The organism is Cupriavidus oxalaticus, from assembly GCF_004768545.1.
GTDB classification, from domain to species: Bacteria; Pseudomonadota; Gammaproteobacteria; order Burkholderiales; family Burkholderiaceae; genus Cupriavidus; species Cupriavidus oxalaticus_A.
Genome location: NZ_CP038635.1, coordinates 3,665,491 through 3,689,607, shown reverse-complemented (window position 1 = coordinate 3,689,607; position 24,117 = coordinate 3,665,491). Strand labels below are relative to the sequence as shown.

Here is a 24,117-nt window from a genome sequence, read left to right as displayed (position 1 = left end):
GCACCGACACCCCATCCCTCACTCACGAATCCCAGCCGTCTGCACAATCGTCCGGTAGCGCCCCGTCTCGCGCTTGATAAAGCTGCCGAACTGCGAAGGATTGCCCGGCGTCACTTCCACACCAGCCTCGGCCAGCTTCTTCTTCACATCCGGCAGCGCCAGCACGGCTTGCATCTCGTTGTTCAGCCGCTCCACTACCGGCTTGGGCAGGTTGGCCGGCCCCATCAGACCGAACCACACCCCCATATCGACGCCCTTCAACGCCGGCGTCTCCGCCAATGCCGGCACGTTCGGCGCCACCGCGGCGCGCTTGGCGCCGGTCACACCATAGGCCTGCACGCGGCCCGCCTGGATATGCGGCAGCGCCGACGACAGCACCATCACCGCCAGGTCGATCTGGCCGCCGAGCAGGTCGGTGGCCATGGCCGATGCGCCCTTGTACGGCACGTGCGTGATATTGACGTTGCCCTGCTGCTTGATCAGCTCGCCGGCCAGGTTCAGCGGCGTGCCCACGCCCGACGACGCATACGACAGCTTGCCCGGCTGCGCCTTGGCCAGCGCGATCAGCTCGGCGGCGTTCTTCGCCGGCAGGCCCGGCTTGCCGACCAGCACCATCGGCTGGGTGCCGACGAAGGTCACGGGCGCCAGGTCCTTCTCGCCGTCGTAGCGCACGGCCGGGTTGGTCAGGCGAGCGATCGAGACCTCGCTGCCGGATCCCATCAGCAGGGTGTAGCCATCTGCCTCGGCCTTGACCACCTTGGACGCGCCGATGGTGCCGCCGGCGCCGCCCAGGTTTTCGATAACCACGCTCTGGCCCAGGCGCTTGCCCAGCTCCGGCGCAATGGTGCGGGCGACGAGGTCGACGCTGCCGCCGGCGGTATAGCCCACCACCAGCGTGATCGGCTTGGCGGGCCAGGTGCCGGCAAAGGCGCCGCCGGTGGCGGTGGCAAGGCAGAGTGCGGCAGCGGCCGCGCGCAGGATGGTCTTCATGGTCTTGTCTCTGGGGTTTCCGGAATCTATGTTGTGACCGGATGTTAGAGAGCGCGCGGCCCGGCCGGCATGCGGCTTTGGCAAGTGGGGTTGCCGATTCGGCAATGGCCGCAGCTAGCGCGGCGCCGCCACCGCGGCGCGCCAGAACGCCTCGGCCAGCGGCCGCATCGGCGCGCGCGGGCGGTACAGGCGGATATCGAGGGCAAGGTCGCCGCCATCGTCGGCCCCCGCAGCAGTGGCGCCGATCGCGCGCACCAGCCGGCCCGCGTGCAGGTCGTCGGCAATGAGCCGCGCGGGCAGCCACGCCAGCCCCATGCGCTGCCGCACCATTTCATGCACCGACTCGGCAAAGTCGCTGACCGCGATCACGTCCAGCCGCGGCGCCAGCTTGCGGCGCGCGATCTCCTGGTTGACCATGCGCCCCAGCGTCAGCGTCTCGGCATAGGCGATCATCGGCACCGGCTTTTCCTTCGCTGCCTTGCCGGTGCGCAGCCGGTGCAGCGGTGCGCCGTGCGCGTCGGCGGCGCTGACGCACACCAGCCGCTCCACGCCGGCCAGGTGGAACTGGTAGCGCGCGTCGTCCAGCATCACCGGCAGGTCGGGCGGGCTGTAGCACAGCAGGAAGTCGGCATCGCCCTCGGCAAACATCGCCAGCGCGTCGTGCATGGGGAAGGTCGACAGCCGCGTGCGGAAGCCTGCCGCGGCGGGGTCGCCGCGCAGCGTCTCGCGCAGGCCGGACAGCCACGCCGGCACCATCGAGCGCGCCAGCGTCTTGCCGGTGGCGATGGTCACGGTGCTGGCGTCGGCCCGGTGCGCGGCGCGCAGTGCCAGCCGCGTTTCATCGAGCGTGCGCAGCGCGCCCTGCGCGGCTTCCAGGAACAGCCGGCCCTCGGCGGTCAGGCGCACCGGGAACACGCTGCGGTCGATCAGCGGGGCGCCGGCCCACACTTCCACGGCCTGCATGCGCCGGCCGAACGCGGGCGGGGTCACGTTGCGCAGCTCGGCGGCGCGCGCCAGGCTGCCGGCCTGCGCCAGGCAGACGAAATCTTCGAGCCAGCGGATATGCATGGAAGGCGGGCGGGTGGGGTTGGTCTGCCCTCATTATCGGCAAAACCAGCACGGGTTTTGCTACGCCTGCGCGACCCGGCGGCGCCAGCCGTGCGGCGTCTCGCCGGTCCAGCGCTTGAACGCGTGCGTGAATGCGCTCTGCTCGGAATACCCCAGCCGCAGCGCGCACTGCGCCAGGCTGACCGCGGGATCGGCCAGGTATTGCTCGGCCAGCGCGCGCCGCACGTTATCCACAAGCTGTGAATAACTGATGCCCTGCGCCTGCAGGCGGCGCTGCAGCGTGCGCACGGGCAGCCGCAGGTGCGCGGCCACGTCGGCGATGGGCAGCTCGCCGTCCTGCAGGCGGGCGCTGATATAGGCACGCGCCTGCGCCAGCTCGTCGGCGCCGGCGGGGACGCAAAGCTGCAACTGAGAGTCGGCGATGCGCGTCATCTGCGCCTGCATGCCGGCATCGGCCTGCAGCGAAGGCAGCGCCAGCAGCGCCGGGTCGATATGCATGGCATGGCGCCCGGTGCCAAAGGCGACCGGGCAGCCGAACACCTCGGCATGCAGGCTGGTGTCGGCCGGCGCGGGGTGCGGGAATTCAACCTGCGTGGCGAAGTAGCGCTCGCCGATCAGCCAGCGCGCGAACACCGACCAGGTGGCCATGTGCAGCTCATGCGCGTGGCGCGACAGCGGGCCGTGCTGCGCGGTCCAGGTCATGCACGCCATGCCCGGCGCTTCGACCAGGCGGGTGCGGCCGATATCGTTGGCCAGCACCTCATAGCGTATGCCCTGCAGGATGGCGTCGCGCACGGTCGGCGTGGTCAGCACCACATAGCCCATCTCGGCATAGTGGCGCGGCACGAAGGCGGCCCCGGCACGCAGCCCGACATGCGGATCGCCGGTGGCCTCGCCGAGCCAGTCCAGCAGCGCAAGGTAGGCGGCACCCGGGATGCGCGTGGCGATCGGCGCACCGGTGGCGCCGAGGATGCCGGCCGCCACGCCGACGGCGCGCAGCTGGTCGGCGGCGGCAATGCCCTGGCGTTCGCCGTGGTCAAGCACGGCGCGAAGGTAAGCGAGCGACACGGTGCCGGATACCGTGGCACCGCCGGCGGTCGGGTTGGCGCGTGGCATCAATTCACCTGTCATGCGGAATCAAGACGGGGCTCCGATCTTTATCCAAACTACAGGTAGCGTCAATGCGGAGTCATCCCGCCCCGACAACAACACCGACGCACAGGAGACACCCCATGCCCCCGCATTCCCAACCTGCGCCACACCGGCGCGCAGATGCCGGCGCCGAGGCGCTGCACGCGCTACACGCTCTCTCGCGCCGCGGCTTCCTCAAGGTCGGACTCGGCTTCTCGGCCGCGCTGGCGTGTACCGCGCTGGTGCCGTCGCTGGCCGGATGCAGCGCGGCCGATGCCGCGCCGCAGGCCGGCATGGCCTGGCTGCGGCCCGACGACGTGGCCATGTTCCGCGCGTTGCTGCCCGCCGTCGTCACCGAACTCGCCGAGGCGCCGCCGCCGCGGCGCGAGGCCCTGGTGCAGGAGACACTGCGCAATATCGACACCAGCTGCGCCGCGATGAACGCCGGCGCGCAGGCTGAGCTGCGCAAGCTGTTCGGCCTGCTCGCCAGCACGCCGCTGCGCTGGGCGCTGGCCGGCATCCGCCAGTCCTGGGACGCCACCACGCCGGAACAGGTCCAGGCCTTCCTGGAACGCTGGCGCGCCAGCCGGCTGGCCACGCTCAATGCCGGCGCGGTGGTGCTGGTCAAGCTCGCCAGCGTGAGCTACTACGTGCTGCCCGCCGCCTGGGCCGGCAGCGGTTATCCCGGCCCCAATGCGCCGGTCTACAAGGCGCTGCACGCCTGAATACAGACATGGCCATCGACAATCTCTACGATGCCGGCATCGCCGCCGGCTGGAAGGTGCTGGATGCCGCCACCTTCACCGCCTCCCGCACGCTCGACGCGGACGTTGTCATCGTCGGCAGCGGCGCGGGCGGCGGCATCAGCGCCGAAACGCTGAGCCGCGCCGGGCTGCGCGTGGTGCTGCTGGAAGAAGGCGCGCTGCGCACCTCCGACAGCTTCCGCGACATGGACGAGAACCGTGCCTACCGCGAGCTGTACCAGGAGGCCGCGGCGCGCACCACCGCCGATGGCGCCATCGCCATCCTGCAGGGCCGCGCCGTCGGCGGCAGCACCACGGTGAACTGGTCGTCCAGCTTCCGCACGCCGCCGCAGACGCTGGCGCACTGGGCCGGGCACCATGCCGTCAGCGGCCACGCCGAGGCCGACATGGCGCCGTGGTTCGCGCAGGTGGAAGCGCGCCTGGGCATCGCGCCCTGGGCCATGGCGCCGAATCCCAACAACGACGTGCTGCGCCGCGGCTGCGAAAAGCTGGGCTGGGAGTGGCACGTCATCCCGCGCAACGTGAAGGGCTGCTGGAACTCGGGCTACTGCGGCTTCGGCTGCCCGGTCAATGCCAAGCAGTCGATGCTGGTATCGACCATCCCGGCGGCGCTGGCCGCAGGCGCGACGCTGGTGCACCGGGTGCGGGTGCGCACGCTCGGACACGACGGGCAGCGCGTGCAAGCGGTCATCGGCGAAGCGCTCGGCGCAGACGGTTATACGCCCACCGGCGTGGGCGTGACCGTGCGCGCGCGGCACGTGGTAGTCGCCGGCGGCGCTATCAACACACCGGCGCTGCTGCTGCGCTCGCGCGTGCCGGACCCGCATGGGCGGCTGGGCGTGCGCACGTTCATCCATCCGGTGAATATCAGTGTCGCAGTCATGCCGGAGAAAATCGATCCCTATTATGGCGCGCCGCAGTCGGTCGCCTCCGACCACTTCCAGTGGGCCAACGGCGCCACCGGCCCGATGGGCTACAAGCTGGAGGTGCCGCCGCTGTTCCCCGGCATCAGCGCCGGCGTGCTCAACGGCATGGGCGACGCGCTGCGGCGCGATATCGCGCAGCTGCCCAATACCAACGCCATGCTGGCGCTGCTGCGCGACGGCTTCGTGCCGCAGAGCGAGGGCGGGCGCGTGCGGCTGGCCCCCGACGGCAGCCCGCTACTCGACTACGAGATGAGCGACTACGCCTGGGACGGCGTGCGCCGCGCCTGGCTGAGCATGGCACAGGCGCAGTTCGCCGCCGGCGCGGTCAAGGTGCGGCCGGCCCACCTGGACGCCACCGACTACCGCAGCTGGCCAGAAGCGCGCGACGCGATCGCGAAGCTGCCGCTCAAGCCGTTCCGCACGGCGCTCTTCACCGCGCACCTGATGGGCGGCTGCGGCATGAGCGACGACGCCCGCCGCGGCGTGGTGGACAGCCACGGGCGCCACCACCAGCTGGAGAACCTGTCGGTGTTCGACGGTTCGGTCTTTCCGACCAGCGTGGGGGCCAATCCGCAGTTGTCGGTGTTTGCGCTGACGGCACAGAATGCAGATGCGCTGGCTCGAAATATCACGGCATGATGGATCGGCGCCGCTGTGATGCAGGCGAAAAAAAACCAGTGGCGCTGCCACTGGTTTCTTCGCTTGAGCTGCTTGCTCCCCCTCCCGCTTGTTCCGCTTGTGGGAGAGGGGAGCAAACCGGCAGTGAGCGTTACTGCGTCACCGGTTGCTGCGCCGCTGGCGCTGCCTGCTGCGCCACCGCGCTGTCCGCCTTCAACCCGCCGCCCAGCGCGCGATACAGGTCGATCGCGTTGTTCAGCCGCAGCTGCCGCGCCTGGATCAGCGCCTGCTCCGCGGTGAACAGCTGGCGCTGCGCGTCGAGCTCATCCAGGTAGCTGGCCACGCCGCTGCGAAAGCGCAGGCGCGACAGCTCGTAGCGCGCGGCTTCGGCATCGCGCACCTGTTCCTGGCCGGTGACCTGGTCTTCCAGCGTGCCGCGCGCCACCAGCGCATCGGCCACTTCCGCGAAGGCCGTCTGGATGGTCTTCTCGTAGTTGGCGATCTGGATGTTCTTGCGCACGTTGGCCAGGTCCAGGTTCGACAGGTTGCGGCCATAGTCGAAGATCGGCAGCGTCAGCTGCGGCGCGAACGACCATGCGCGTGTGCCGGCATCGAACAGCCCCGAGAACGTCGGGCTGATGGTGCCCACGCTGGTGGTCAGCGAGATGCGCGGGAAGAACGCGGCGCGCGCCGCGCCGATATTGGCGTTGGCCGACAGCAGCTGCTGCTCGGCCTGCCGGATATCGGGACGCTGCTCCAGCAGCTCCGACGGCAGGCCCGCCGGGATATCGCTGATGATGCGCTCGTCCGACAGCCGCATCGGCTCGGGCAGGTTCTCGATGGTGCCGATGGGCTTGCCCACCAGCACTTCGAGCGCGTTCTGCGCCTGCGCGCGCTGGCGTGCCAGCTGCGCCGCGGAGACGCGTGCCTGCGCCACCAGCGATTCGTTGTCGCGCAGGTCCAGCGCCGAGGTGGCGCCGGCGTCAAAGCGCTTCTTGGCCAGCCCGTAGGTGCTTTCGCGCGCCTGCAGCGTGTTGCGTGCCAGCTCGTACTGCTCGGCAAAGGAGCGCTCGGCCAGGTAGGCCTTGGCGACTTCCGACACCAGCGAGATATACGCCGAGCGGTGCGCTTCTTCGGTGGCGAAGTACTGCGCCAGCGCGGCGTTGGACAGGCTGCGCACGCGCCCGAAGAAATCGAGCTCGTACGACGAGATGCCCAGGCCGACCCGGTAGACCTCGGTCACCCCTGGCTGGCCCAGCACGGTGGCCGCCTCGGCCGGGGTGGTGCGGGCCCGCGTATAGCCGCCTTCCACGTTCACCGTGGGCAGCAGGTCGGCGCGCTGCACCTGGTACGTGGCGCGCGCTTCCTCGATGCGCAGCGCGGCCTGGCGCAGGTCGCGGTTGTTATCCAGCGAGGTGGCGATCAGCGCCTGCAGGCGCGGGTCGCGGAAAAACTCGCGCCAGCCGATGTCGGTGGCGCGGCGGGTCTCGCCGCTCTTCACCTCGGCGGTGGCATAGCCCTCCGGTGCCACCGGGAAGCTGTCTGCCACCGGCGGGGCGGGGCGGTCATAGTGGGGTGCCAGCGTGCACCCGGTCAGAACGCCGGCCACCAGCAGCAGTGTGGTCAGGGTCTTGGTCATGTCAGATTTCCTCTTGCGGGTCATGCCACTTCTTGTCCAGCATGCGCTGGCGCTGGCTGCCCTTGAAGCGCTTGCGCACCACCACGAAGAAGACCGGCACCAGGAAAATCGCCAGCACCGTGGCCGTGATCATTCCGCCCATCACGCCGGTACCGATCGCGCGCTGGCTGCCCGAGCCCGCGCCGGTGGCGATCGCCAGCGGCAGCACGCCCAGGATGAATGCCATCGACGTCATCAGGATCGGGCGGAACCGCAAGTGCACCGCTTCCAGCGTGGCTTCGACCAGGCCCTTGCCTTGCGCCTGCAGGTCCTTGGCGAATTCCACGATCAGGATGGCGTTCTTCGCCGACAGGCCGATCGTGGCGATCAGGCCCACCTTGAAGTACACATCGTTGGGCATGCCGCGCAGCGTCACGCCCAGCAGCGCGCCGAGCACGCCCAGCGGCACCACCAGCAGCACCGAGAACGGGATCGACCAGCTCTCGTACAGCGCGGCCAGGCACAGGAACACGATGATCAGCGACAGCGTGTACAGGATCGGTTCCTGCGAGCCGGCCAGGCGCTCTTCATACGACTGGCCCGACCACTCGAAACCGAAGCCCGGCGGCAGCTTGGCGAAGTTCTCTTCCATCGCGCGCATGGCTTCGCCGGTACTGCGTCCCGGCGCGGCCTGGCCCGCGATCTTCACCGCCGGCATGCCGTTGTAGCGCTCCAGGCGCGGCGAGCCCATGATCCACCTGGACGTCGCAAACGCCGCGAACGCCACCATGTCGCCGTTGCTGTTCTTCACGCGCAGCTTGGTCAGGTCATCCGGCAGGCGGCGGTCGGCGCCGTCGGCCTGCACGATCACCTTGCGCACCCGGCCTTCATAGATGAAGTCGTTGACGTAGCTGGAGCCGAACGCGATCGACAGCGTCGAGTTGATCTCGGCCACCGACACGCCCAGCGCTCGCGCCTTCTCGCGGTCGATGTCGATCTGCAGCTGCGGCGCGTCTTCCTGGCCTTCGGGGCGCACGCCCATCAGCACCGGGTTCTGCGCGGCCATGCCGAGCATCATGTTGCGCGCTTCCATCAGCTTGGCGTGGCCCTGGCCGGTGCGGTCCTGCAGGCGGAAGTCGAAGCCCGAGGAGTTGCCCAGCTCGGCGATCGCCGGCGGATTGAGCGGGAAGATGATCGCGTCCTTGATGAACGACAGCGCGCCGAAGGCACGGCCCACCAGCGCCTGCGCGTTCTCGCCGTCGCCGGTGCGCTCCTTCCAGTCCTTCAGGCGCACGAACGCGATACCGCCGTTCTGGCCGCGGCCGAAGAAGGAGAAGCCCGCCACCGTGATCATCTGGTCCACCACCTTGCTTTCCTTCTGCAGGTAGTAGTCCTCGATCTGCTTGAGCACGCCGATGGTACGGTCCTGCGTGGCGCCGTTGGGCAGCTGCACCACCGTGATCATGTAGCCCTGGTCTTCATCGGGCAGGAACGACGACGGCAGGCGCTTGAACAGCACCACCACGCCGGCGATGATCAGCGCGTAGATGATCAGGTAGCGGCCGGTGCGCTTGAGGATGCGCGCGACCACGCCCTGGTAGCCGGTCGACGCGGTAGCGAAAGTGCGGTTGAACCAGCCGAAGAAACCCTTCTTCTCATGGTGATGGCCGGCTTCCACCGGCTTGAGCAGCGTCGCGCACAGCGCCGGGGTCAGCGTCAGCGCCAGCAGCGCCGAGAACGCCATCGAGGCGATCAGCGACAGCGAGAACTGGCGGTAGATGTTGCCCACCGAGCCCGAGAAGAATGCCATCGGGATGAACACCGCGGTCAGCACCAGCGTGATGCCGACGATGGCGCCGGTGATCTGGCCCATGGCCTTGCGTGTCGCTTCGCGTGGCGAGAGTCCTTCCTCGCTCATGATCCGCTCGACGTTTTCCACCACCACGATGGCATCGTCCACCAGGATACCGATCGCCAGCACCATGCCGAACATGGTCAGCACGTTGATCGAGAAGCCGAACGCCAGCAGCGCGCCGAACGTACCCAGCAGCGCGATCGGCACCACCAGCGTCGGGATGATGGTGGCGCGGAAGTTCTGCAGGAACAGGTACATCACCAGGAACACCAGCACCACGGCTTCCAGCAGCGTCTTGATCACTTCCTCGATCGAGATCTTGACGAAGGCCGAGGTGTCGTAAGGCACCGTGTACTGGTAGTCAGCCGGGAAGGTCTTCGACAGCTCTTCCATCTTGGCGCGCACCGCGGTGGCCGTGGCCAGCGCGTTGCCGGTCGGGGCCAGCTTGATGGCGATGGCCGCCGACGGCTTGCCGTTGGTGCGGGCCAGCGTCGAGTAGTCGGCGCCGCCCAGTTCCACGCGGCCCACATCCTTGATGCGCACCGACGAACCGTCGGGGTTGGTGCGCAGCAGGATGTTGCCGAACTGCTCGGGCGTGGACAGCCGGCTTTCGGTGGTGACGGTGGCGTTCAGCTCGGTGCCCTTGGGCGAGGGCGTGCCGCCCAGTTCGCCCACGGCGACCTGCACGTTCTGCTCGCTCACCGCGGCGGTCACGTCCAGCGGCGTCAGGTTGTAGCCGGTCAGCTTGGACGGGTCCAGCCAGATGCGCATGGCGTACTCGGTGCCGAACAGGTCGGCCTGGCCCACGCCCGGCACGCGGCGGATCGAGTCGATCACCTGCGCCGAGACATAGTTGCCGAGCTGGATCGCGCTGGCCGTGCCGGACTTGGACGACACGGTCAGGAACATCATGTAGTTGTTCCCGGCCTTGTCCACGCGCACGCCCTGCTGGCGCACCTCCGCCGGCAGGCGCGCTTCCACGCGCTTGAGGCGGTTCTGCACCTCGACCGAGTTCAGGTCGACGTTGGAGCCCGGCGCGAACGCGATGGTGATCGTCGCCAGGCCGGTCGATTCGCTGGTCGAGTTGTAGTAGAGCAGGTTGGGGGCGCCGTTAAGCTCCTGCTCGATCACCGAAGTGACGGAATCCTCCAGCGTCTTGGCCGACGCACCCGGATAGGTGGCCGTGACCGAGATCGTAGGCGGGGCGATGTTCGGGTATTGCGCGATCGGCAACTGCATGATCGACAATATCCCGCCCAGCACGATGATCAGCGCGAGCACCCACGCGAACACCGGCCGGTCGATAAAAAACTTGGCCATAAGACTGGCTCCCTCTTTGTCTAGCCCTGTGTGCCGCGGCGGCTGGCTTCAGCCGCCGCGGCGCGGCGGTTTCAGCCTTGCTTGCCCTCGGCCTTCGCTTCCTGCTTCGCTTCGGCCTTGGGGGCCGAGGCCGGGGCAGCAGAAGCCGCAGCCGGCATGGCGGCCGGCGCCGAGGCACCCGCCTGCACGAACGGCACCGGCCTGGCCGGCGCGCCGACCTTGACCTTCTGCAGGCCCTCGACGATCACCTTCTCGCCGCCCTTCAGGCCTTCGGTCACGATCCAGCGGTCGCCGATGGCCTGCGGCGCCTTGACCGGCACGGAGGCGACGTTGCCGTCGTTGCCAACGACCAGCACGGTGGCGCCCTGCGCGCCGCGGATCAGCGCCCGCTGCGGCACGGTCAGCGCGTTCTCATCCACGCCCTGCTCGATCTTCACGCGCACGAAGGTGCCCGACAGCAGCTCGCGCTTCGGATTGGGGAACTGCGCGCGCAGCGTGATCGCGCCGGTGGTCGGGTCGACCGTCATGTCCGAGAACAGCAGCTTGCCGGTGTGCTCGTACTCGCGGCCGTCTTCCACGTACAGGTGCACGTTGGCGCCGCCGTTGACGCCCTTGACGGCGCCCGACTCGATGGCGCGTCGCAGGCGCGTGACTTCCGAGGCCGGCTGGGTGAAGGTGACCCACATCGGGTCGACCTGCTCCACCAGCGCCAGCTTGGTCGCCTCGCCCTTGCCCACCAGCGCGCCCTCGGTCACCAGCGCACGGCCGGCGCGGCCGCTGATCGGCGCGGTCACGGTGGTGTAGCCCAGGTTGATCTGGGCGGTGCGCACGGCGGCCCTGGCCGATGCCACGTCGGCGTTGGCCTGGCCGGCGGCGGCCACGGCGTCGTCGTATTCCTGCTTGCTGACCGCGTTGACGGCCACCAGCGGCTTGTAGCGCTCGGCCTTCAGCCTCGCAGTGACGGCGTTGGCCTCGGCGCGCTGCAGCGCGGCCTGGGCCGACGACAGTTCGGCCTGGTAGGGCGCCGGGTCGATGCGGAACATCACTTGGCCGGCCTTCACTTCGCCGCCCTCGGTGTAGTTGCGCGACAGCACGATGCCTTCGACGCGAGCGCGCACTTCGGCCGTGCGCACGCCTTCCAGGCGGCCCGGCAGTTCATTGACGACGGCGACCGGCGACGGCGTCACGGTGACCACGCCCACTTCCGGCGGGGGCGGGGCACCGCCCTCGGCCTTCTTGTCGCCGCAGGCAGTGAGCGCCAGCGCCGACAGCGCAGCGGCTGCAAAAGTGGCAACGCGACTGATATGTTGGGACTTCCTCATCGATAACCCCATGATGGCAATTTGAGATCTGCCGCATCGCCCCGGCCTGACATCTCAGGAAAGCGAAAACGACGCAGCCCGCCGCAATATTTGCAGCGGATAAAAGCGTGATGCTAGCCACAAATCGCGTCGGCGCGGTGACGAATACGACGAACGGTGGCTTTTATATGACGACTGGATTGCCGTCCGGCTGGCCTGCGCAAGGAGTCGCCCAGGGTGCTGGCTATGTCACAGGGGGCGGCTGGCCGAAAGCCGGGCGAGCGCGTATTATATATACATTCAAGCATGTATGTTAAAGTCGATTCATCAGCAGGGGCTTTCACATCACGCCGGGCGGGTCCGATGCGAACCATCGGATCCCAGCGAAAAGCCGGCCAACCTGATCCGGTATCCGGCGCAAACCGCCGACTCGGGTTAGGATGCGCGCCGTCCTGTCGGACCCAAGGGCTTGCGACAACATAGCCATGTGACGACAACGACCCGCCGCGCACCTTGCGCGGCACCGGGGAGATTCAACACGCCGGACCGTGGACACCGTGTCCATGCGCCTCCGGCATATGAGACAGACATGGTCAGACGCACCAAGGAAGAGGCGCTAGAGACGCGCCACCGGATTCTCGACGCGGCCGAAACCGTGTTCCACGCCCGCGGCGTGGCACGGCCGTCGCTGGCCGACATCGCCGAGGCGGCGGGGGTCACGCGCGGCGCGATTTACTGGCACTTCAAGAACAAGAGCGATGTGTTCGCCGCCATGTGCGACCGCGTGCACCTGCCGGTGGAAGCGCTGTGCGATCCGGAGCGGATCGCGCGCCAGGAAGACCCCCTTGGGGGCGTGCGCGACATCTGCGCCTACGTGATGCGCCAGACCGTGGTGAACCCACGCCTGCGCCGCGTGTTCGAGATCATCTTCCACAAGTGCGAGATGGTGCAGGACAACGGAGCCATCTTCGAGCGCCAGCGCCAGTCGCACAAGGAAGGCCTGGTCAAGATCCGCGAGCACCTGCGCCTGGCGCGCGAGCGCGGGCAGCTGCCGGCCGACCTCGACCTCGATCTCGCCGTCAATGCGTTCCACGCCTGCATCGGCGGCGTGCTGGCGCACTGGCTGTTCTCACCCGAGGACTTCGACCTCGACGCCAACGCCGAGCGCATGGCGGATGCCTTCATCGATACCCTGAGATTGTCCCCCGCGCTGCGGCTCGGCTACGTGCCGCGCCCGATGGCGCAGCTCGACGACGAACTGTCGACGCTGTGCGAGCAGGCCTGCCAGAAGGAAGCCGCGGGCCTGGACACCAGCGACCTGGTGCCCTGATCTCCTGACTCCCCTGGCTCCCCGAAACCGGCCTGGGTGCTAGCCGCGCACCGCTTCGTGCCAGCGCGCCAGGAAGGCGCGCTTGCGCAGGGTGTCCTGCGCGGCCAGCAGGCCCGGCCCCACGCTGATCGGCTTGAGCGCGTAGCCCAGGCGCTCCGACAGCGCCGCGGCGGTGTGCACGCTGTCGGTATCGGTGCGGATGGTATAGAGCTGCGTGGTCGACTTGGCCAGCAGCGCCTGGCCCTCGCGCGACAGCAGGAAATCCAGCCACAGCCGCGCCGCATTGGGCCGCGGCGCGCGCCTGGCGATAAACGCCACCCGCGACATCACCAGCGTGTAGTCGCGCGGCGCGATCACGTCGATCGCCGCGCCGCGCTCCATCAGCGACAGCGCGTAGGAACCCAGCAGGTTGTACCCCATCACCAGCTCGCCGCTGGCGATGCGCTCGACCATCTCCGCGGTCGACGACGACAGCTGCACCCCGGCGCGCCCCAGCGCCTGCGCCAGGTACCAGAACTCGCTGCCCATGCGCGCGTCCTGCTGCGCCAGCAGGTAGCCCACGCCGGAGCGCTCCACGTCATACGTCACCACCTTGCCGCGCCAGCGCGGCGCGTTCTCCTGCAGCAGCCGCGCCAGCCCGGTGCGGCTGCGCGGCGCGCGCATGCCGGCGAAGTGGTGGCGGTTGTAGACGATCACCGCGGGCTCGAAGGTGGTGCCCCAGGCCTCGTCGCGCCAAACCGCCCAGCCGGGCAGGCCGGCGCGCTCCGGCGAGGCGTAGCGCTGCGCGTTGCCGTCGTTGACCAGCTTGATCTGCAGGTCCATGGCGGTGCTCCACAGCACGTCGGCATAGCGCGCGCCCGGCGCCGGGCGGCCGCTGCCCAGCGCGGCGGTTTCGGCGAGGAAGCGCTGGTTCAGGTCGACGGTGTTCAGGTCTTCATAGCGCACCCGGATGCCGGGATAGCGCGTCTCGAACGCCGTGATCAGCGGCTGCGCCACTTCCAGGTCGGTCGAGGCATAGACCACCACCTCGCCTTCGCGCAGCGCGCGGGCGATGGTGGCGTCATACCCCGACGGATAGCCCGGCGGCGGCGCCGGCAGCATGGACTGGGCCTGCAGCGGCAATGACAGCGAAGTCCCGGCAAGCAGCGCGGCACCGGCCAGCCGGCGGCGCTGCGGTGAGGCGGGTGACGGGTGTGATGCGTGACGTGATGCGGGAAGGGCGGGCGACCCATGCGCCGCGGGCGGCATGGAAGCGGACTGCTGGGGCGGACGCTTGGACACGGTGATCGGGAACTGGAGGGCGGCCCTGCAGCAGGCGCGCCGGGACAGGCGGGGCGGGGTTATTATAGGCGCCCGCGGCCGGCGCACCATAGCGCCGGGGCCGCCATGCAAGAACCGGCAGAGGAGGAGAACCGGCATGCGCATCCTGCTGGTGGAGGATGAAGTCGAACTGGCACGCTGGGTCGCCCGCGCACTGGAGCAGGGCGGCTTCGTGATCGAGCACGTCGCCGACGGCCTGCAGGCCGAGGCACGGCTGCAGGCCGAGGAATACGACGCGGTCGTGCTCGACCTGCGCCTGCCCGGCAAGGACGGGCTGGCCGTGCTCAAGTCGATGCGCGGGCGCGACGACCGCACCCCGGTGCTGATCCTGACCGCGCAGGACACGCTCGACGAACGCGTGCGCGGCCTCAACCTCGGCGCCGACGACTACCTGCCCAAGCCCTTCGCCATCGCCGAGCTGGAAGCGCGGCTGCTGGCGCTGATCCGCCGCAGCCGCGGCCGCGCGCACCCGCGCCTGCAATGCGGCACGCTGGTGTTCGACGGCGAGACGCGCAGCTTTACGCTCGATGGCCAGCCGCTGGCGCTGACGCCGCGCGAATCGACGCTGCTGGGCGCGCTGCTGGCGCGCAGCGGCCAGCCGCTGACCAAGGCGCAGCTGCTCGACAAGGTGTTCTCGCTCGACGCCGACGTCTCCCCCGACGCGATCGAAGTGCTGGTCTACCGGCTGCGCAAAAAGCTGGCCGGGCACGGCGTCACCATCGTCACGCTGCGCGGCTTCGGCTACCTGCTGGAGCCCGAGGCCGGGCGCTGACATGCGCTGGATGGCAGGGAATATGCGCATGGGTCCGCGCCATCCCATACTGCTGTGGCGGCGCGGCAGCCTGCGCCGCCAGCTGCTGTTGCTGCTGGTGCCGGCGCTGGCGGCGATGATGGCGATCGACACCTGGCTCAGCTACGGCACGCTGCGCGACGCCGCCAACCGGGCCTACGACCGCTCGCTGTACGGCTCGATCCGCACCATCGACAACGCCATCGGCATGGCCGGCGAAAGCGTCCAGCTCACGCTGCCCGACGCCGCCATGGAAATGTTCGAGAGCGCGGCGCAGACCCATGTGTACTACCGCGTGTCGCTGGAGCGCGCCGGCAAGGTGGAGACCATCACCGGCTACGACGACCTGCCGCTGCCCGCCGGCAACCTCGTCAACAACCAGCCGCGCTTCTACGATACCGAGTACCTGGGCGAAGCGGTGCGCATCGGCGTGATGGCGCGCCCCGTGTACCGGCCCGATGCGCGCATGCGCGTGATCATCCAGGTTGCCGAGACCGCCGAGCCGCGCAGCGCGCTGATCGCCACGGTGTGGCGCAGCGCGCTGGCGCGCGACCTGATGCTGATCCTGCTGAGCGCCGCGATCCTGGTGGGCGGCGTCACTTACGTGCTGCGCCCGCTCAAGCGCGTGCGCGACGACGTCGAGGCGCGCTCGCCCGACGACCTCGCGCCGCTGTCCTTCGAGCGCGTGCCGTCCGAGGTGCGGCCGCTGGTCGACGCGGTCAACCTGCACGTGTCGCGCTCGGCGGCAATGGCGCAGGCGCAGGCGCAGTTCATCGCCGATGCCGCGCACCAGCTGCGCACGCCGCTGGCAATCCTGAAGACGCAGGCCGAATACGCCCAGCGCCAGCTGCGCGACCCCGATCCGGAAGCCGCGCGCCGCGCCGCGGGCGAGGCCGTGGGCGGCATCGTCACGCAGCTGGAGCAGGCCGCGCGGCTGACCAACCAGCTGCTGGCGCTGGCGCGGGTACGCCAGCACCATGGCGAGAATGCACAGCCGGGCGAGGCCAGCGACGCCATCGACATCATCGACGCCGTCGCCGTGGCCGAGCAGGTGGCGCTCGACTACCTGCCGCTGGCGCGCGGCAAGCAGCAGGACTTCGGCTGGGAGCCGGTGCCGGGGCTGAAGCTGCCGGTGCGCGCCGATCCCGCCCTGCTGCGCGAGGCGCTGGCCAACCTGGTGCACAACGCGATCCAGTACTCGCCGCGCGGCAGCCGGATCACCTTGTCGGCAAGCCGCAACGACGAAACGGCCTGCCTGGTCGTGGAAGACGACGGGCCGGGCATCCCGGCCGAAGAGCGCGAGAAGGTCTTCGCGCGCTTCTACCGCCGCGTGGGCAACGCCGAGCCCGGCTCGGGGCTCGGGCTGGCGATCTCGCGCGAGATGGCGTCGCGCTTCGGCGGCACGGTGGAGCTGGGCGACGGCGCGCAGGGCGTTGGCGTGCGCGCCGTGCTGAAGCTGCCGGTCGGTGATTGAACCCGAGTAGCGCTCAATAGCGCTCAGCCGAACAACTCCTCCGCCACCGTCGGATGCAGCTGCACCGTGGTCTGCAGGTGCGATTCACGCACGCCCAGGCGCAGCGCCACCGCCAGCGCCTGCACGATCTCCGGCGCGGCGTTGTCCATCAGGTGCACCCCCAGCACGCGCCCGCTGCGCGCGTTCAGCACCAGCTTGAACACGCTCTGGTACGCCGTGCCGCCGAAGCGGTTCTCCAGCGAGACAAAGCGCTTGACCACGGTGCGGATGCGCTCGGGCTTGCCGGCATCGGCAATCGCCTGCGCCTCGGTCATGCCGACTGCGCCGATGGCCGGTTCGCTGAACACCGCGGTGGGCACGAAATCGAAGTCGGCACGCTCGCCGCGCCGGCCATACAGCCGGTCGGCCAGCCAGCGGCCCTGCGCGGTCGCCACCGGCGTCAGGTGCAAGCCGTCGGTGGCATCGCCGACCGCATAGATCTTGCGCACGCTGCTGCGGTACTGCTTGTCGACATGGATGCCGCCCTTGTCGCCAAAGGCCAGGCCGAGTTCTTCCAGCCCCAGCCCCTGCACATTGGAGATGCGCCCGATCGCCGCCAGCGCGGCCTGCGCGCGCACGGCCTCGGTCTGGCCGGGGCGGTCGGTGGGGCGGTAGCAGACTTCCACCGCGCCATTGGCCTGGCTGAGCAGGTGGACTTCGGCATTCAGATGCAGGCGCACGCCGCGCGCCGTCAGCGCCTCGGCCAGCGCAGCGCCGATCTCATGGTCGAAATGCCGCAGCAGCCGGTCGCCGGCGACGATCAGGTCGACCTTGACGCCATAGCGCGACAGGATCGATGCCAGCTCCACGCCGATATAGCCGCCGCCGATCACCGCGACCGAGGCGGGCACGGTCTGCCAGGTAAAGACATCGTCGGAGCTGGCCGCCAGTTCGCCGCCGGGCACGTCCAGCGGGCGCGGGCGCGCGCCGGTGGCGATCAGGATGCGGCGCGCATGGATGGTCTCGTCGCCGACGCGGACTTCATCGGGCGCGGTGACGCGCGCGTCGCCACGCAGTATCTCCACGCCGGATTCATGCAGGCGCTGGGTGTAGCCCGCGTTCAGCCGCGCCACCTCGGCATTGACGCGCACGATCGCGTCGCGCCAGTCCTCGTGCCCGCCGGTGTGCGACAGGCAGCCCGACAGGATCGCTGCCCACGAGGCGCCATACGACAGCATCTTCTTCGGTACGCAGCCGCGGTTGACGCAGGTGCCGCCGATGGCATCGCGCTCGACCAGGATAACGCGCGCACCGTGCGCCGCCGCGCGCCGCGCGCAGGCCACGCCGCCGGAGCCGCCGCCGATCACCACCAGGTCGGCGTCGCGCGCCTTGCCGTTGCGGCGCTTGCCTCCCTGGCCGCGGGCGCGCGGGACGCGCTCGACGGGTGGCGCAGCGCTGACCTGGCGGGCACGCCTCGGTTCGTTGGTCCCCTGCGTTGCGGTGGGGGTTGTCTTGCGCTCGGTCATCCATGCCTCCTGTCGCGGCACGCGGGCCGCATCGACAATCGATCGGGCCGGTGCCACAACACGAAGCTAGGCGGCCGGCCGCAGTTCGGTATTCAGGATCGACGGCCACTCGCGCAGGAAAGTTTCCCCGTCGCGGCGGCCGAGTTCGTAGGCGTGCGTCATGGCATCGGGCCGGGTGTAGTCCCAGCTCGAGATCGGCACGCGCTCCGAGGGCTGCAGGTACAGGCGGCGCTGGCCGCCTTGCTCGATGACGAAACGGCGCGGGCGCGGATAGAGCCGCGTCACCAGCACCAGCACATTGCCCGGCGCGGTGTCGAGCGCATCGACCGGTACGTTATCCACAAGGCCGCCGTCGAGCACCGGCCGGCCGTCGCGGCGCAGCACCGGCGTGAACGGCGGCGTCGACGCCGACTGCAGCAGCAGGTCGGCCAGCTGCTCAGGCGAGGCGCAGTCCTGCGCGCGCACGAACTCGGGCCGGAAGCCAAGCTTGCGCCCCAGCCGCGGGTGCAGCGTCTTGAGCACATGCTTGTCGATGTTGTAGGCCAGCAGGCCTGCGGCCACCGCCAGCCGCGGACCGCTCCAGCGCGGGATATGCGCCACGCCGATGCGGATCTCGGGCGCCTGTAGAAGCTGCGCCAGGCGGCCGTCGGCAAAGATCGTCAGCAGCGCGGTGCGGTAGATACCGTAGTGGGGAAACACGCGCTCGTTGCGCAGCAGGTTGCCCCAGTAGGCATTGCGGCGGTTGTTGGACAGCACCTCGCGGTAGTAATCCATGGTCTGGTGCGAGTCATGCGCATAGACCATGCACGCGGTGGCCGCGCCGGCCGAGATGGCCGCGATCACCCGCGGACGCAGCTGCAGTTCGGGCGCGACCATGTCCCACCAGCCCGCCTGCCACCAGCAGCGGTTGCCGCCGCCGGCAAAGACGACCTGGTCGAAGGGATTGGCGGGATGGGCGGGACTGGTGCCCGCGCTGGCTGGCATCAGAGCAGCGCGTAGGTGGTGGTGGCCTGCACCGCGAGCTTGCCGTCGGTGCCGGTCAGCTCGATCTCGCCGAACACCACGGTCTTGCCCAGGCGCAGCACGTTGGCGCGCACCAGCACGTCGCCGTCGATCACGGGACGCATGAAGTTGGTGGTGAGCGAGACCGTGGTCATCGGGCGGAAGCCGCCGAGCGCACTCGCGACGGCAACGATCATGGCGGTATCGGCCGCCGACATCAGCACCTGGCCGCAGACCACGCCACCCGCGTGGCGAAATGATTCGTTGAAAGGCAGGCGCAGCGTTACGCCTTTTGCATCGACGGCTTCGGCCCGCAGGCCGAGCTGGCGCACCCACGGCGCCAGCACGCGCTCCAGCGTGGCGTCGATGTCGGCAAGGGCAAGTTGCGGTGATGCTTCAGACATGGCGGTCCTCGTTCTTGTATCCATGTTCCTGGCCGCACCCGTGGCCGACCGTGGCCGACCTTACGCTGTCTCCCCCGGCGCGACGCGATGCTTCAGGCAATGATACAGGGGGCCGGTGGCAAGCACCACGAAGGCCATCCGGATCACATGGAAGGCCGTCACCAGCGGCACGCCCAGCTCCAGCACCTTGGCGGTGATGCACATCTCGGCAATGCCGCCGGGCGTGGAGGCCAGGATCATGGTGGCCGGGTGCGCGCCCGACAGCGCAGCCAGCGCCCAGCCGAACAGCGCCGACACCACCAGCGCCAGCACCGTGTACAGCGCCACGCCCGACAGGAAGCGCGGCGCGGTGTGCAGGAACTCGCGCGAAAAGCGCACGCCCAGCGACACCCCGATCAGCAGCTGGCCGGCGCGGCTCATCCAGGCCGGGATCGCCGACAGCTCGATGCCCGATGCCGTCAGCACCGCGGCCGCCAGCAGCGTGCCGATCACGAACGGGTTGGGCATGTTCAGGCGCCTGACCAGCAGCGCCACGCCCAGCGTGATTGCCACCAGCGCCAGCAAGCCCGGCGCGCTGACCACGCGCGGCCCGGGGATGTACGTGTCAAGCCCATGGATGCCGCCGTACTGGAAGATCGCCGGCACCGTCACCACCACCATCAGCACCCGCAGCGAATGCGCCGCCGCGACCTGGTCGATGCGCGCGCCGTTGCGCTCGGCCAGGTTGGCCATCTCGGAAGCGCCGCCGATGGCTGTGGAAAAGTAGGCGGTCTTGAAGGCGACCCCGGTGGTCCGGCGCAGCATCAGCGCGCCGCCCGCGCCCATCGCCAGCGCGAACAGCGAACCGGCGACGATGTACGGCAGGAACTCCACCAGCCGCGCCACCACGTCGGGCGTGAAATACAGCCCGAGCGAGGCGCCGATCACCCACTGCCCGGCATTGCGCGCCTGCGACGGCGCGCGCAGGTCGGCGCCCCACATGCGTGCCGAGGCGACGGCCAGCAGCGGGCCGATCATCCACGGCAGCGGGGTATGCAGGACGGTGCAGAGCAGGGCGGCGGCCAGCCCGAGTGCCAGCGTGGGCACCGCGGACAGCCAGCGGTTGGCGGCGAGACTCATCGGTCAGCAGCCTGGCGCGCAGGCGCCGGCGCTTGTTGTTTTAAGGGGATGGAAATGCAAAGGGCCCGCACGCCATGGCGCCGGGCCCCGGAAACTACCGCATGCTAACGCGCATCATGCCGCGTTGTCAGCCTGCGCATGCGCCGAGCCGCGCGCGGCATGCCAGCGCAGCAGGCGCGGGATCACCACCACCGCCACGGTCAGCGCCAGGATGGTGGCCGAGATCGGCTGGCGCACGAACAGGCTCCAGTCGCCCTGGCCGATCGACAGCGCATTGCGCAGCTGCTTCTCCGCCATCGGTCCCAGGATCATGCCAACGATCACCGGCGCGGTCGGGAAGTCGAAGCGGCGCATCACCATGCCGAGCAGGCCGACCACGAACAGCAACAGCAGGTCGAACCACGACTGGCGGATGCCGTACGCACCCAGGCCCGCGAAGATCAGGATGCCGCCGTACAGCAGCGGCGTCGGCACGCGCAGCATGCGCACCCACAGGCCGATCGCCGGCAGGTTCAGCACCAGCAGCATGACGTTGCCGATATACAGCGACGCCAGCAGGCCCCACACCAGGTCGCCCGAGGTCTGGAACAGCATCGGGCCCGGCTGCAGGTTGTAGTTCTGGAATGCGGCCAGCAGGATCGCGGTGGTGTTCGAGGTGGGGATGCCCAGCGTCAGCAGCGGGGCCAGCGTCGCGGTCACGGCCGAGTTGTTGGCCGCTTCCGGGCCGGCCACGCCTTCGATCGCACCGACCTTGCCGAACTCTTCCTTGTGGTCCGACAGCTTCTTCTCGGTCGCATACGACAGGAAGGTCGGGATCTCGGCGCCGCCCGCGGGGATCAGGCCGAACGGGAAGCCGATAAACGTGCCGCGGATCCACGCCGGCAGCGAACGCTTCCAGTCCGACTTGTTCATGTGGACCGAGCTGAGTTTGTTGAAGGTGCCGTCCGGCTGCGGGAAGAACGCATTGAACAGGGCCTCGCCCACGGCGAACAGGCCGACGGCCACCACCACGATGTCGATGCCGTCATACAGCTCCTGCACGTTCATCGAGTAGCGGGTCTGGCCCGACAGCGAATCCATGCCGATCAGCCCGATGCCCAGGCCCAGGAACAGCGCCGTCATGCCGCGCAGCAGCGACGAGCCCAGCACCGCGGAAACCGTGGTGAAGGCCAGCAGCATGATCATGAAGTACTCGCCCGGGCCGAACTGCAGCGCCACGTCGGCCGCCACCGGCGCGAACAGCGACAGCATCACGGTGGCGATGGTGCCGGCCACGAACGAGCCGATCGCCGCGGTCGCCAGCGCCGGGCCGGCGCGGCCGTTCTTGGCCATCAGGTTGCCTTCCATGGCCGTGACCATGGTGGACGATTCGCCCGGCGTGTTCATCAGGATCGACGTGGTCGAGCCGCCGTACATCGCGCCGTAGTAGATGCCGGCGAACATGATCAGCGCGGCGGTGGGTTCGACCTTGGCGGTCAGCGGCAGCAGCATCGCCACCGTCAGCGCGGGGCCGATGCCCGGCAGCACGCCGATGGCGGTGCCCAGGAAGCAGCCCACCAGCGCCCACATCAGGTTGATCGGCGTGATCGCGACGGCAAAGCCGTGCATCAGCATGTTCAGCGTTTCCATTCGAAGACTCCTTGCTGGACGGGCGGGCTCAGAAGCCGGCGATGGGGAGCAGCGGCAGGTTGATGCCGAGCAGGAATTCAAACAGCGCCCACATCGGCACCGTGATGCACAGGCCCACGATCAGGTCGCGCACGATGCGGCGGCTGCCGTAGCCGCGCGCCACGCACATCATCAGCAGCGTGGAAGAAAACACGAAGCCGAGCGTGCCGATCAGCGCCATGTTCAGCACCAGGCCGGCGGCCACCCACAGGAAGCCCTTGAAGTTGTGCGGCGCGCTGGGCAGTTCGGCATCTTCCTCCGGCATGTTGTGGAAGCCGCCGCGCACGCCCTGCCACGTCAGCAGCGCGCCGCACACCGCCAGCCCGACGGCCACCAGCGTGGGCACGAAGCGCGGCGACAGGCCGGCATAGCCCTCTTCGCCGGTAATGCCCGACAGGCCGAGAAAGAAGAACAGCGAAAGCGCCAGGACGGCAACGCCGATGGCAACGTGCGAGGGTTTCATGGAGACTCCTTGGCCTTTGTCGCCAGCAAGGGGGCTGGCGTCCGCGACGCTGGCTTAGCTAAGCTTGCGGCCCGCGCGGCAATGAGGCCCGGCGACATATGGTTGTTGTCTTCGGTATCGCAGGTGGACACCGGGCCCCATGCCGTTTTCCTGCCGCCGGGATCGCCGGCGGTGTTGGCAGGCACGACAGGTAAAGCGGTTTGATGCGGTTTTCTGATGCGGTAACGGGGGGGGGTTCACAGGCCGCGCCGGCTTGGCGCGGCAGCGGGCTTTACTTGGCGACGCCCAGCTCGCGCAGCGTGCCGCCCAGGCGGGTCGATTCGCTGTCGACAAACTTGCCGAACTCATCGCCGGTCAGCAGGAACGGGGTCCAGTCGTTCTTCTGCAGCGTGTCCTTCCAGGCCTTGCTCTCGGTGGCCTTGACCACCGCATCGATCATGGCCTTGCGCTGCTCGGGCGTGGTGCCGGGCGCGCCATACACGCCGCGCCAGTTGTAGATCTCGACGTTGACGCCCTGCTCCTTCAGCGTCGGGATGTCGGCGGTGCGGTCCTTGGAGGTCACGGCCAGCGCGCGCATCTTGCCGCTCTTGATGAAGGGCAGGAATTCCGACACGCCGGCGATGCCCACCGTCACGTGGCCGCCCATGATAGAGGCCGAGGCTTCGCCGCCGCCCTGGAACGGCACGTAGTTGATCTTCTTGGGATCGACACCGCTCTCCTTGGCGACCAGGCCGGCCAGGATATGGTCGATCGAACCCTTGGAGCCGCCGCCCCAGCTGACGCTGCCCGGGTTGGCCTTGAGCTGCGTGGTCAGGTCCTTGATCGACTTGATCGGCGAGCTGGCCGGCACGGTGATGACCATGGTGTCGGCGAACAGGCGCGCGATCGGCGTGGCGTTCTTCAGCGTGACCGGCGGCTTGTTGGTCTCGATCGCGCCGACCATCACGGCACCCACCACCATCAGCGCGTTGGGGTTGCCCTTGTCGGTGTTGACGAACTGCGTCAGCGCGATGGTGCCGCCGGCGCCGCCCTTGTTGTCGTACGAAGCGGTCTTGGCCTGGCCGGCTGCGATCATCGCGGCGCCCAGCGAGCGGCCGGTCTGGTCATAGCCGCCGCCGGGGTTGGCGCCGATCATGACCTTGACGCTGTCCAGCGCGTAGGCGGGCGCGGCAACGACGGTGGCGGCAACGGCGGCCGATGCCAGCGCGGCATGGGCAAAACGGGAAATCGAACGGCGCATAGCGGTCTCCTTGGTTGTACCGGTGATCGCTTGCCAGTCACTGGCTGGCCGCGATCCGACCCGGGGGTTCCGGCGGGCAGCCTGAGCGTTGCTGGGGACTGGGACACGGCTTGCCGGCGGCGCACGGGGCGCTGCCGGGCTTGTCTCCTGTCCGGGCGCAGCGGGGCGTGGCCGGGACTGTTCTTGGATTATTGGTGAACATCAGACCGGG

Annotated in this window: 19 protein-coding genes; 5 read left to right on the top strand and 14 right to left on the bottom strand. The window is 69.2% G+C overall.

All coding sequences use genetic code 11. The annotated features are described in order from the left end of the window. Nucleotides 1-18: 18 nt before the first annotated feature. The 3 genes from E0W60_RS27860 to E0W60_RS27850 form a co-directional block, all read right to left on the bottom strand. The gene (locus tag E0W60_RS27860) at nt 19-990 is read right to left on the bottom strand and encodes a Bug family tripartite tricarboxylate transporter substrate binding protein (RefSeq protein WP_135706186.1); all 972 of its coding nucleotides are present in this window, start codon (nt 988-990) and stop codon (nt 19-21) included. Between the two features lie 114 nt (nt 991-1,104). Beyond that, a complete protein-coding gene (locus tag E0W60_RS27855; protein ID WP_135706185.1) occupies nt 1,105-2,058 on the bottom strand; it encodes a LysR family transcriptional regulator in 954 nt (317 codons plus the stop codon). Between the two features lie 60 nt (nt 2,059-2,118). After that, the gene (locus E0W60_RS27850) at nt 2,119-3,174 is read right to left on the bottom strand and encodes an AraC family transcriptional regulator (protein WP_133096625.1); all 1,056 of its coding nucleotides are present in this window, start codon (nt 3,172-3,174) and stop codon (nt 2,119-2,121) included. A 116-nt stretch (nt 3,175-3,290) separates the two neighbouring features. Between E0W60_RS27850 and E0W60_RS27845 the strand changes: the two genes are divergently transcribed. Both E0W60_RS27845 and E0W60_RS27840 read left to right on the top strand, forming a co-directional pair. Further along, a complete protein-coding gene (locus E0W60_RS27845) occupies nt 3,291-3,914 on the top strand; it encodes a hypothetical protein (RefSeq protein WP_133096624.1) in 624 nt (207 codons plus the stop codon). Nucleotides 3,915-3,922: 8 nt separating this feature from the next. Continuing rightward, on the top strand, nt 3,923-5,518 hold the full coding sequence (locus E0W60_RS27840) for a GMC family oxidoreductase (protein ID WP_135706184.1): 1,596 nt from the start codon (nt 3,923-3,925) through the stop codon (nt 5,516-5,518). A gap of 130 nt (nt 5,519-5,648) precedes the next feature. On the opposite strand, the gene E0W60_RS27835 is transcribed toward E0W60_RS27840, so the two are convergent. From E0W60_RS27835 to E0W60_RS27825, 3 genes are all read right to left on the bottom strand, one after another. Beyond that, nucleotides 5,649-7,136, bottom strand: a complete 1,488-nt coding sequence (locus E0W60_RS27835; RefSeq protein ID WP_135706183.1) for an efflux transporter outer membrane subunit — start codon at nt 7,134-7,136, stop codon at nt 5,649-5,651. Between the two features lies 1 nt (nt 7,137). After that, nucleotides 7,138-10,290, bottom strand: a complete 3,153-nt coding sequence (locus E0W60_RS27830; protein ID WP_133096621.1) for an efflux RND transporter permease subunit — start codon at nt 10,288-10,290, stop codon at nt 7,138-7,140. Nucleotides 10,291-10,361: 71 nt separating this feature from the next. Beyond that, the gene (locus E0W60_RS27825) at nt 10,362-11,612 is read right to left on the bottom strand and encodes an efflux RND transporter periplasmic adaptor subunit (RefSeq protein WP_135706182.1); all 1,251 of its coding nucleotides are present in this window, start codon (nt 11,610-11,612) and stop codon (nt 10,362-10,364) included. A gap of 568 nt (nt 11,613-12,180) precedes the next feature. On the opposite strand from E0W60_RS27825, the gene E0W60_RS27820 reads away from it, so the two are divergent. Further along, complete coding sequence (locus tag E0W60_RS27820) at nt 12,181-12,921, top strand: TetR family transcriptional regulator (RefSeq protein WP_133096619.1); 741 nt, start codon at nt 12,181-12,183, stop codon at nt 12,919-12,921. Between the two features lie 39 nt (nt 12,922-12,960). Here E0W60_RS27820 and E0W60_RS27815 read toward each other — a convergent pair whose 3' ends face one another. Beyond that, nucleotides 12,961-14,022 (bottom strand): ABC transporter substrate-binding protein, encoded by a 1,062-nt coding sequence (locus tag E0W60_RS27815; RefSeq protein ID WP_205751643.1) that lies wholly within the window; start codon nt 14,020-14,022, stop codon nt 12,961-12,963. Between the two features lie 316 nt (nt 14,023-14,338). Between E0W60_RS27815 and E0W60_RS27810 the strand changes: the two genes are divergently transcribed. Both E0W60_RS27810 and E0W60_RS27805 read left to right on the top strand, forming a co-directional pair. Further along, the gene (locus E0W60_RS27810) at nt 14,339-15,013 is read left to right on the top strand and encodes a response regulator (RefSeq protein WP_063239986.1); all 675 of its coding nucleotides are present in this window, start codon (nt 14,339-14,341) and stop codon (nt 15,011-15,013) included. Between the two features lie 28 nt (nt 15,014-15,041). Next, nucleotides 15,042-16,505 (top strand): sensor histidine kinase, encoded by a 1,464-nt coding sequence (locus tag E0W60_RS27805; protein WP_135706181.1) that lies wholly within the window; start codon nt 15,042-15,044, stop codon nt 16,503-16,505. Between the two features lie 23 nt (nt 16,506-16,528). On the opposite strand, the gene E0W60_RS27800 is transcribed toward E0W60_RS27805, so the two are convergent. From E0W60_RS27800 to E0W60_RS27770, 7 genes are all read right to left on the bottom strand, one after another. Beyond that, the gene (locus tag E0W60_RS27800; protein WP_135706180.1) at nt 16,529-18,010 is read right to left on the bottom strand and encodes a dihydrolipoyl dehydrogenase family protein; all 1,482 of its coding nucleotides are present in this window, start codon (nt 18,008-18,010) and stop codon (nt 16,529-16,531) included. A gap of 66 nt (nt 18,011-18,076) precedes the next feature. Next, the gene (locus tag E0W60_RS27795) at nt 18,077-18,994 is read right to left on the bottom strand and encodes a patatin-like phospholipase family protein (protein ID WP_135706179.1); all 918 of its coding nucleotides are present in this window, start codon (nt 18,992-18,994) and stop codon (nt 18,077-18,079) included. Beyond that, nucleotides 18,994-19,416, bottom strand: coding sequence for a PaaI family thioesterase (locus tag E0W60_RS27790; protein WP_116320087.1), 423 nt, complete (start codon nt 19,414-19,416; stop codon nt 18,994-18,996). Before E0W60_RS27790 ends, E0W60_RS27795 begins: the two co-directional genes overlap by 1 nt. 60 nt (nt 19,417-19,476) lie before the next feature. Then, entirely contained in the window at nt 19,477-20,535 is a 1,059-nt protein-coding gene (locus E0W60_RS27785) for an AbrB family transcriptional regulator (protein WP_135706178.1), read from the bottom strand. A gap of 114 nt (nt 20,536-20,649) precedes the next feature. Next, complete coding sequence (locus E0W60_RS27780; protein WP_133096613.1) at nt 20,650-22,164, bottom strand: tripartite tricarboxylate transporter permease; 1,515 nt, start codon at nt 22,162-22,164, stop codon at nt 20,650-20,652. Nucleotides 22,165-22,192: 28 nt separating this feature from the next. Further along, nucleotides 22,193-22,666: a tripartite tricarboxylate transporter TctB family protein gene (locus E0W60_RS27775; RefSeq protein WP_135706177.1), complete on the bottom strand. Its 474-nt coding sequence runs from the start codon at nt 22,664-22,666 to the stop codon at nt 22,193-22,195. Between the two features lie 271 nt (nt 22,667-22,937). Beyond that, nucleotides 22,938-23,906, bottom strand: coding sequence for a Bug family tripartite tricarboxylate transporter substrate binding protein (locus tag E0W60_RS27770; RefSeq protein ID WP_029046453.1), 969 nt, complete (start codon nt 23,904-23,906; stop codon nt 22,938-22,940). Nucleotides 23,907-24,117: the final 211 nt, after the last annotated feature.